Annotated in this window: 8 protein-coding genes and 1 pseudogene; 3 read left to right on the top strand and 6 right to left on the bottom strand. The window is 65.5% G+C overall.

Translation table 11 applies throughout. The annotated features are described in order from the left end of the window. The 5 genes from BF95_RS17795 to BF95_RS17775 form a co-directional block, all read right to left on the bottom strand. On the bottom strand, positions 1-470 hold a 470-nt coding region (locus tag BF95_RS17795; RefSeq protein ID WP_043153093.1), incomplete at its 3' end, for an IS110 family transposase. A 151-nt stretch (positions 471-621) separates the two neighbouring features. Continuing rightward, positions 622-1,653, bottom strand: coding sequence for an NADP-dependent oxidoreductase (locus BF95_RS17790; RefSeq protein ID WP_043153104.1), 1,032 nt, complete (start codon positions 1,651-1,653; stop codon positions 622-624). 244 nt (positions 1,654-1,897) lie between these two features. Next, complete coding sequence (locus BF95_RS17785) at positions 1,898-3,235, bottom strand: SPOR domain-containing protein (protein WP_043153090.1); 1,338 nt, start codon at positions 3,233-3,235, stop codon at positions 1,898-1,900. A 15-nt stretch (positions 3,236-3,250) separates the two neighbouring features. Then, positions 3,251-3,769 (bottom strand): hypothetical protein, encoded by a 519-nt coding sequence (locus BF95_RS17780; RefSeq protein WP_043153087.1) that lies wholly within the window; start codon positions 3,767-3,769, stop codon positions 3,251-3,253. Between the two features lie 15 nt (positions 3,770-3,784). Next, the gene (locus BF95_RS17775; RefSeq protein ID WP_043153084.1) at positions 3,785-4,504 is read right to left on the bottom strand and encodes a ParA family protein; all 720 of its coding nucleotides are present in this window, start codon (positions 4,502-4,504) and stop codon (positions 3,785-3,787) included. A gap of 199 nt (positions 4,505-4,703) precedes the next feature. Between BF95_RS17775 and BF95_RS17770 the strand changes: the two genes are divergently transcribed. After that, positions 4,704-5,726, top strand: a complete 1,023-nt coding sequence (locus BF95_RS17770; RefSeq protein ID WP_043153102.1) for an SPOR domain-containing protein — start codon at positions 4,704-4,706, stop codon at positions 5,724-5,726. Positions 5,727-5,813: 87 nt separating this feature from the next. Here the strand turns inward: BF95_RS17770 and gcvA are convergent, their stop codons facing one another. After that, positions 5,814-6,707, bottom strand: coding sequence for a transcriptional regulator GcvA (gcvA, locus tag BF95_RS17765; protein WP_043153081.1), 894 nt, complete (start codon positions 6,705-6,707; stop codon positions 5,814-5,816). Between the two features lie 87 nt (positions 6,708-6,794). Between gcvA and BF95_RS17760 the strand changes: the two genes are divergently transcribed. Then, positions 6,795-7,811, top strand: a complete 1,017-nt coding sequence (locus BF95_RS17760) for a 2-oxoadipate dioxygenase/decarboxylase family protein (protein ID WP_043153079.1) — start codon at positions 6,795-6,797, stop codon at positions 7,809-7,811. Next, positions 7,808-9,213, top strand: a pseudogene (gene astD, locus BF95_RS17755) (succinylglutamate-semialdehyde dehydrogenase). Before BF95_RS17760 ends, astD begins: the two are co-directional and overlap by 4 nt. Positions 9,214-9,237: the final 24 nt, after the last annotated feature.

Below are 9,237 nucleotides of genomic sequence, written 5' to 3'. Positions count from 1 at the left end.
CCCTTGGGAACGACGATGCCAAACGTCTTCATGACCCCGCGGATCTGATTGCTCAGCTGCGTTGAGATGGTAAGCAACAGGTTGCGGGCGCCCACCAGTGTGCGGGTCAACATGGCGTCGAACGACTTCACCCGGACCGCCTTGTAAAAGCCGGCTTCTGCCAGTTGGGCCAGACCGTCAGCATCATTGGCATCAGTCTTGTTGAGCGTCTCGTTCAATATTTTCTGCGCATGGCGCGCTTCGATGCAGATCGCGGGAACTCCCGCCGCCGTTAATGCATGATAGAACCAGGTCGACAATGGACCTGTCTCGAATACCACCCGCTCCGCATGCGGGGCGTGTTTGCGGACTATCTGCGCCAGGATCTGGGGATCCGATGCGCACTTGCCGCGCCAGATCCGTTTTCCATCCTGACGAATGGAGATCGCGGTATCTTTTAGTGAAACGTCAAAGCCTATATACTGTTTCATGGTTGCTCTCCGTGCGATGCTTGGGCCCGGTGCCAATCGTGAGCCCGTTTTTCCATCATATCGGGGGGCAACCACCCCTGTCAGCTATATCAAAATGCTGATGCCCGGGACGAATCGCGCCGCGATTATCCCATGTTTTGTGTCCCAGTCCTTACAGCGTCGTCACGCCCTCATTCAGCCGCACCACGGTCTTGCCCGTGGTCACGCCCGACATCAGGTTGATGAAAGCGGTAGGCGCATTTTCAATACCCGTGGTCACATTCTCCTGCGCGATCAGCGCGCCCGACCGAATCCACGCCCCCAGCTGCGCCTCGGCCTCTTCCAGCATGTCGAGATGTTCATAGGCCAGGAACCCGCGCATCGTGATCCGATTGACCAGCACCTGCCACAGGTTACGGATCGGATAGGGTTCGTCATGATTATTATAATTGGCCATCATGCCGCAGGTCACGATCCGCCCGAACGCCGCCATGTTGGGCAGCATCGTGTCGAGGATCAGCCCGCCAACATTGTCGAAATAGACATGCGCCCCGTCGGGACAAGCCGCCTTGATCGCGGCGTCCAGGTCTGGCTCGGCGCGATAGTCGATCGCCGCGTCGATGCCGAACGTGCCGGTGATCAAGTCCGCCTTGTCCTTCGATCCGACGATGCCGACCGACCGGCAACCCGACAGCTTGGCGACCTGGCATCCCACGCTGCCGACCGCGCCCGCCGCCGCGCTCATGACGACGGTGTCGCCCGCCCGCATTTCGCCGATCCGCTTCAACCCGACATAGGCCGTGATGCCCGACCAGCCGAGCGCGCCCATATAGGCGGTCAATGGTACGCTAGGGTCGATATGGACATTTTCGATCGCGAAATTGCCGGGGTTCAGGATCGAATATTCTTCCCACCCGACAAAGCCCCGGCCATAATCGCCTTCCTTGAAGCCCGCGTTGCGCGACTGGATCACCCGGCCCAGCACCATGGTGGGGATGACGCCGCCGATCGGCGTCGCGGGCAGGTAGCTGTCGTCGCGATCGTCCAGCATCCCGCGCACCGCCGGATCGATGGCGAACACCTCGTTCTGGATCAGGATTTCGCCCTCTTCCAATTCGCGCACCTGCCCTTCGACGAGGCGAAAATTCTCCGGCACGGGCACGCCATGCGGGCGCGAGGCAAGGACGATCTGGCGGTTCAGCAAGGCGGTTCTCCAGGTTGAGCGCGCGTTGGGCGCGTCTTTGACCCCGCTATGCCCTGCCCCGTCCCCACGCGACACTGGCGAAATGCACAGCTGTCCTGCGGACAAAATCCTCCCCTGGCAGGGGAGGATTTTTGCCGATCCAGCGCCACCTCATGTAGAAATTCCAAACGCCGTCATCAAAAAACAAGCACGCGAAGCCGTGACTTCGCGTGCTCTAGGGAATCGCGCTACGGGAGGGGGGAGATCAGCGCGAAGCGTATTGACGACCTTTGCCAGCGACGGCCCAGCGCTGCGGCGTTGCACCCGGCGCGGTTTCACGCACGAAACACTGGCCCCGGAGCGACTGCACGATCCGGCAGGCACTCAGCGCATCGGCCCGGCTGGCAAAACCACTGATCGCGAGACGGTGGAAGGTCTTGCCCTTCACGGTCGCCCGGCTGGTCAGCACGGGGAAGGCCGACAGCATGGCATTACCGCCCGCCATCTGCATCCATTTTTCCTTGGCGACCGCCGCACTGTCATAAGCGCCCAGTTGGACCACCCAATCGCTCGCGCCAGTGGCGACCGGCTTGATGATCGCCGCCTTCTGTAGCTGTGCCGTCGGCGCGTATGCGACCGCAGGCTGAACCTTGGCGCGCGTCTTGGACGCAACCGCCTTGTCCGCCCGATCCTCCACGACGAAGTCGCGTACAGCGACCCGTACAGGCTTGGGGTCTGCCTTGATGACCGGCGCAGCCTCGACCATTGGCGCGGCTACGGCGACCTGCATTGGTGTCTGCGTTTCGACTACCGGCATCGGATCGGCCTGCGCCATTTCGACCGGCGCTGCAGCGGCGGATGGCGACGACAAGGCCAATGCAAGCGGCTGACCCCCATCATTGGGATCGATCGTGACGCCCATCAGCGCCGCAACGCGCATCGGCGCGAGCGAGGGTTCGGCGATCTGCGCCCAGTCGGAAATCCGCTTGTTCGCGGCCAGCGGCGCCATGTCCATGCCCGCGACCATCCGCGCATCCTTCCAGCGTCCGGCCAGCGCATAGGCATAGGCCAGATTCTGGCGCGTGCGCGCGCTCGCCGATGGATCGTGAATGGCTTGCGAGAGCACCCGCACGCCTTCCTGCGCATCGCCCGCGATCGCCATGGCCAGGCCATAGTCCCCGGCAGGAACCGAGCCAGCATGCGTAATCAGCAGGTCGCGCGCGGCATCCGACCGCCCCTGCGCCACCTGCACCAGCGCCAGATTGACGATCGTGCCGACGTCGCCATTGCCCAGTGTCATGGCATCGCTCAGCGCCGCTTCCGCCGAGGCAAAGCGCCCCGCCTGCACATAGGCGCGACCCAAAAGTTGGCGATAGGCGGCATTGTCGGGCGCGAGTTGTACGGCGGCTTCGGCAGCGGCAACCGCCTTGGTCGCGTCGCGCGACGCCAGCGCCTTTTCCGCGATCGCGGCCTGCTTGGCGGGATCGCCCTTCGGCTGGCCGAGCGACGCCGACGGGCGGAATGCCGCTCCAGTGCAGCCAACCATGGTGGTCGCGACGAGCAGCGATGCGATCGCCGCCTTGCCGAATGTCGTGCGCTTCATATGCCTACCCACCTTCTATGCCTTGTCGCTGCGCATGTGCGGCAGCTGCTGAGTCAGCCGGTCGATTTCCGGCAACGTGTCGATGAAGTCATCGAGCGCCTGCGTCACAATCTGTTGCGCCGACCGTCCCGTGACGGCGCAGGCCAGGCGCAGTTTCAAATGGCGTTCGGCCTCCAGCCGCAACGTGAAGGCAATTTTGCGGCCCGGTGCGGGTGCCGCCTTCTGGCGCGGTGTCGACGCAGCGCCGATCCGCTCGGCCAATTCCTCACGCGCCAGGACAACCGGCGGCAACGGGGGTGCGGCCATGGGTGCTGTCATCGGCGTCAGGCCAATCGCGACTGGCGGTTCCTCGGACGGCATCGGCACGGGCTCCACATCGAAACCCATGTCGTTCCAGCCCAGATCATCCTGCAGCACGGCATTGCCGACGGTGCGGCCAAGGCCCATCATCGGACGGCGCATCGCGGGCTGGGCCGCACCCTTGCGGGCCAGCAGGCCCGATGTCAGCGATGCGAGCGGTTTGGGTTCGGCCATGACGCCTGTCCTCCCTTACTGGCCGATCACGCGGCGGCCAAAGCCCCCGCCGGTCGGGCGAGCCGCGACGGTGCCGACGCTGCCCTGGGGCACGGAAAAGACCGTGCGGCGGAAATTCTTTTCCAGCCGGTCCGACACATAGGACCACAGCTGAACCACTTCGGCGGCGGAGCGCCCCTTGGGATCGACCTCCATCACCGTGCGTCCGTCGATCATCGACGCGGCAAAATCGGTTCGATGGTGCAACGTCACTGGCGCGACCGTGCCATGTTGCGACAGCGCGACGGCTGCTTCGGACGTGATCCGCGCCTTGGGCGTGGCACCATTGACCACGAAGATCAGCGGCTTGCCCGCACGTTCGCACAGATCGACGGTCGCTCCCACGGCGCGCAGGTCGTGCGGGCTGGGACGGGTCGGCACCACGATCAGTTCGGCGACGGAAACCACACTCTGGATGGCCATGGTGATGGCAGGTGGCGTGTCGATGACGGCCAGCTTGAAGCCTTGTTTGCGCAATATTTCCAGGTCCGCGGCCAGCCGCGCCACCGTCGTCTGGGCAAAGGCGGGAAATTCGGCCTCGCGCTCATTCCACCAGTCGGAGAGCGAGCCTTGCGGATCGATGTCGATCAACACGACGGGACCGGCTCCGGCAATCTGCGCCTGCACGGCGAGATGGCCCGACAAGGTGGTCTTGCCCGATCCGCCTTTCTGCGACGCCAATGCCAAAATCCGCAACGAATGTCCCCCCAGAAAATCCAGTTCCGGCCGGGCTTGCCACAGCTGCGCCTAAAAATTGGTTAACCGGGCTGGAAGTTTCCCTACCAAAAGATCAAGACCGTTAAGCGGGCATTATCCGTCGCCCCCTTTGCTAACGTGACCTTAACCTTGTTTGGGCATCACGACCGCAAAGCTGTTCGCGCAGGAGCATGGAACTATGACCTATCTTTGGAAAAGCATGGCGTTCGTTGCCCTGGTGGGGCTGGCCGTACCCGCTATGGCCGACGTCAAGGCTGGCGTGGATGCGTGGCAGCAGGGCGACTATGCCAAGGCGGTCGGCGAATGGCGGCCGCTGGCATTGGCGGGTGACCCCGACGCGCAGTTCAACATGGGCCAGGCGTACAAACTCGGCCGTGGTGTCCAGCCGGACCTCAATGCCGCGCTCGATTGGTATCGCAAGGCCAGCGCCCAGGGGCATTTGCGGGCCGAGGATAATCTGGGCCTGTTGATGTTCCAGCAGGGCGACAGGGCCAACGCCATGCCCTATCTTCAGCGCGCATCGACACGCGGGGAACCGCGCGCGCAATATATCGTCGGCACGGCCCTCTTTAACGGCGACCTGATGAACAAGGATTGGGTGCGCGCTTATGCGCTGATGACCCGCTCGGCGGCATCGGGCCTGTCTCAGGCATCGACCAGCCTTGCCGAGATGGACAAATTCCTATCCGAGGATCAGCGCAAGCAGGGGGTGACGCTGGCCGCAAACCTGGCATCGTCGGAAAAGGCCGGCGCGCTCGCCGCTGCCACGCCCGTCCCGGCAAAGCCTGCGCCCGTCAGGTCCGCCCCCTCGTCGGTGCGAACGACGGCGCTGCCGCCATCGACCACGAACCGGCCCGCACCGGTTGCGGCGCCACCAGCGCCCCGGCCTGCACCCAAGCCCGCGCCGCAGGTTGCAGTGGCAAAGCCAGTGCCGCGCCCTGCATCCTCCATCCCCGCGCCCGCCTCAGCGGGTGGCTGGCGCGTCCAACTGGGTGCGTTCAGTGAGGATGGCCGCGCCCGCGCACTTTGGAACCAGATGACCGCCAAAGTCAGCGGCCTGTCGGCCTATCAGCCTTATATGGTCAAAGCGGGCACCGTTACCCGCCTTCAGGTCGGCCCCGTCGCCAGCAGCAGCGACGCTACGCGCCTGTGCGCCAAGATCAAGGCCGCCGGTTCGGACTGCATGCCCAAGAAGATGTAATGAGGCGTTGATCAGCCCTACAAGACTCCTCCCCCGACCCCTCCCCGCCGGGGAGGGGAGATGAGCCCTAATCATCACATATTGCTCTCACCCGACCTGCTCCAGCATCCACGCGCGAAACTGTGCGACGGCGGGGTTTGACAGCGCATCGGACGGATAGGCCAGATAATAGGCCCGCTCGCTCGACAAGGGGCGGGCGAAGGGGATGACGAGCGCCCCTGCCTCCAGCTCCGGTTGAATCAGGAAGCTGGGGATCAGCGCCACCCCCGCGCCCGCCGCTGCCGCCTGCGCCAGCATCAGAAAATGTTCGAACGTCGGGCCAGGCGGCCTTGTGTCCCCATCCACCCCCGCCGCAGCGAACCAGCGCGGCCAGGCATCGCGCCGCGAACTTTGACTGAGCAGCGGCGCATCGAGCAGGTCAACGGGCGCGCGCAACGGATGTGCCGCAAGCCAGCCCGGTGCGCATACCGGCACGACATCCTCCCGAAACAGGAAATCCATCGCCACGCCCGGCCATTCCTGCGGCAGGCCGAAATGGATCGCGGCGTCGAAATCCTCCTGCGCAAAATCGAACGGCTCCGACCGCGCGGCAAAATCCACCACCAGTTGCGGATGCCGCGCGCTCAGATGCGGCAGGCGCGGCGCGAGCCATCGCATCCCGAAACTGGGCAGCGTCGCGATCCGTAAGGCCGATCCCGCCCGCCGCTGCGCCACCCCACGCGTCGCCCGCCGAATACCGTCCAGCGCGGGCGCGAGTTGCGCGGCATAGGCGTGCCCCGCTTCATTCAGCCGCACCCGCCGCCCGATCCGGTCGAACAGCGGCACTTGGATCAAGTCTTCCAGCAAAGCGATTTGCCGACTGACCGCGCTCTGTGTCAGGCCGATCTCGTCCCCCGCGCGCGAGAAGCTCTCATGCCGCGCCGCCGCCTCGAAACTGACCAGCGCCGTCATCGGCGGCAGCCACTTGCGGCCATCATTCATTCCCAAATCGCATCAACTGATGAGTGCTCCCCGTTTGCGTTGCCCATCCTATCCTGCGATACTGCGCCTGTCACCGGGAGCCTATCTATGTCGAATGCGAATATGCCCGTCATCGCCACACTGGCCAAGGCCGTGCTGGGCGATAGGGAGGGCACCAAGGCGCTGGACACGCTGCACGTCGCCCCCGCGCTCATGGCCGAGCGTGGCCCCACAGTGTCACGCGCCGCCTTTGCAATGGCGATGAACGTTGCGCTGTTCCATGATCTGCTGCGCCGGGTGCCGAGCGGCGCAACCTATGTCGCCGACACGCTGGCGCGCGGCGAGCGTGTGACCTTCGATCATGGCGCGCTGCGCACCATCCGCCTGCCCCTTGGCCCAAACGGCGCGCTGCCCGGCGGCGAGGACGCCTTCACGCGCATCTTTGTGCCGCTCGGCTATCGCATGGCCACCGTCTATCCGCTCGACCGGCTGAAGATGACCGGCCGCGCCTACACCCATGCCGACAATCCCGACGCCATCCCGCAATTCTTCCTGTCCGAACTGCATGTCGATCGCTTCGATGCCGAATTTTCCGATGCCGCCGCGCGCGTCTTCGGCACGTCGCGCGATCCGCTGGACGATCAGGCGCAATCCGTGCTGGCGCGCTATCGCGATGGCCAGCCCGTCCCCCTTGCCGATGCACTGACGGCGCTGCCCACCATCCTCTCGGCCTTCGACCGTCAGCATGACGTGCCCGACTTTGCCGACTATCAATTGCTGCTGTCCCGCTCCAACGAAGCCGCCTGGATCGCGACCGAGGGCAATGCCTTCAACCATGCCACCGACCGGGTCGCCGATGTCGCCGCCCTGGCCGATCGGCTGCGCGCCGCCGATCATCCGATCAAGGACCGGCTGGAAATCTCCGCCACCGGCCGCGTGCGCCAGACCGCCTTGCGTGCCGACAGCGTCGAGCACCGCTTTGCCGATGGGCAGGTCCGCGCTGTCCCCGGCTCCTTCTTCGAGTTCATCAGCCGCGACATCGACCCGGCGACCGGAGGGCTAGACCTCGCCTTCGACACCGGCAACGCCACCGGCATTTTCGCCATGACGCGCGCAGGAGCATGACCGCCATGTTGCAATCCTTCGATCCCGCCTCTCGCGCCCTCGTCTGGGAAGGTCCGGTCGCCGACGCCGCCGCCTGCCATGGCGCAATCGCCGCCGCCCGCGCCGCCCTGCCCACCTGGCGCGCGCTGCCCGTGGAGGATCGCATCGCCGTCGTGCGCCGCTATGCCGCCATCCTGGCCGAACGGCGCGCCGCGTTGGCTGAACTCATTTCGCGCGAAACCGGCAAGCTCTTGTGGGAAGCGACGCTGAAATCGGGTCGATGATCGCCAAGGTCGATGTCTCGATCGCTGCCCATGCCGAACGCACCGGCGAACGCGCCGCCGCCATGCCCTTTGGCCGCGCGGTGCTGCGCCATCGCGGCCATGGCGTGATGGCGGTGCTTGGCCCCTATAATTTTCCCGGCCACCTGCCCAACGGCCATATCGTCCCCGCCCTGATCGCGGGCAATGCCATCGTCTTCAAGCCATCGGAAATCACGCCCGCCACCGGCGCGGCGATGGCCGACGCCTGGGCGGCAGCGGGTCTGCCGGACGGCTTGCTGAGCGTCGTTCAGGGCGGGCGCGCCACCGGTGAAGCTTTGGTCGCGGGCGACATTGACGGGCTGCTCTTCACCGGATCGGCAGGCGCTGGCGCAGCCCTGCGCCGCGCGCTGGTCGATCGCCCTCATGTCATCATGGCGCTGGAACTGGGCGGCAATAATCCGCTGATCGCCTGGGACAGCCCGGAGGCCGCCGCCTCGATCGTCGTCAACTCGGCTTTCATCACCACGGGCCAGCGCTGCTCCTGCGCCCGCCGCCTGATCATACCCGAAGGCGCGACCGGCGACGCGATCGTCGAGGCGGTCGACGCCATGGCCGCGCGCTTGCCCCTTGCTGCCTGGAACGAAGCCGGCGACGCCTTCATGGGACCATTGGTGTCGGACACGGCTGCCGCCGGGGCGCATCGCGCCGTCAGCGACCTGATCGCGCGCGGCGCACGGGTCATCCGCCCGTTCGGTGGCGTCGAGGGCCGCAGCGCCGCCTTCGTCACGCCCGCCTTGCTCGACGTGACCGGCGTGGACACCCCCGATGCGGAGATTTTCGCGCCCGTCCTGTCGATCGTCCGGGTCGCGAATTTCGATGCTGCCATGGCCGCCGCCAACGCGACCAGCTTCGGCCTGTCGGCGGGGCTGATTTCGCAGGATGACCGGCTATGGCAGCGGATGGTGGAGGAAAGCCGGGCGGGCGTCCTCAATCGCAATCGCCCGACCACGGGTGCTGCGGGCAATATGCCCTTTGGCGGTCTTGGCGCGTCGGGCAATCATCGCCCCAGTGCCTATTATGCCGCCGATTATTGCGCCTATCCCATCGCCAGTTTCGAGGCGGAAGCGGTGCAGGCCGTCCCAGTGACCGGGCTGTCCTGAACCGCCACGACAAACCCCAAGCGC

This window comes from Sphingobium sp. Ant17 (assembly GCF_000588875.1).
Lineage (GTDB): Bacteria > Pseudomonadota > Alphaproteobacteria > Sphingomonadales > Sphingomonadaceae > Sphingobium.
Note: the sequence above shows the minus strand (reverse complement) of the source record. Positions and strands in the feature narration are given on the sequence as shown.

Bases quoted from the DNA above. Each gene is read 5' to 3' on its own strand.
- BF95_RS17785 (WP_043153090.1), bottom strand. From the start codon at position 3,235: ATGAAGCGCACGACATTCGGCAAGGCGGCGATCGCATCGCTGCTCGTC.
- BF95_RS17780 (WP_043153087.1), bottom strand. From the start codon at position 3,769: ATGGCCGAACCCAAACCGCTCGCATCGCTGACATCGGGCCTGCTGGCC.
- BF95_RS17770 (WP_043153102.1), top strand. From the start codon at position 4,704: ATGACCTATCTTTGGAAAAGCATGGCGTTCGTTGCCCTGGTGGGGCTG.
- gcvA (WP_043153081.1), bottom strand. From the start codon at position 6,707: ATGAATGATGGCCGCAAGTGGCTGCCGCCGATGACGGCGCTGGTCAGT.
- BF95_RS17760 (WP_043153079.1), top strand. From the start codon at position 6,795: ATGTCGAATGCGAATATGCCCGTCATCGCCACACTGGCCAAGGCCGTG.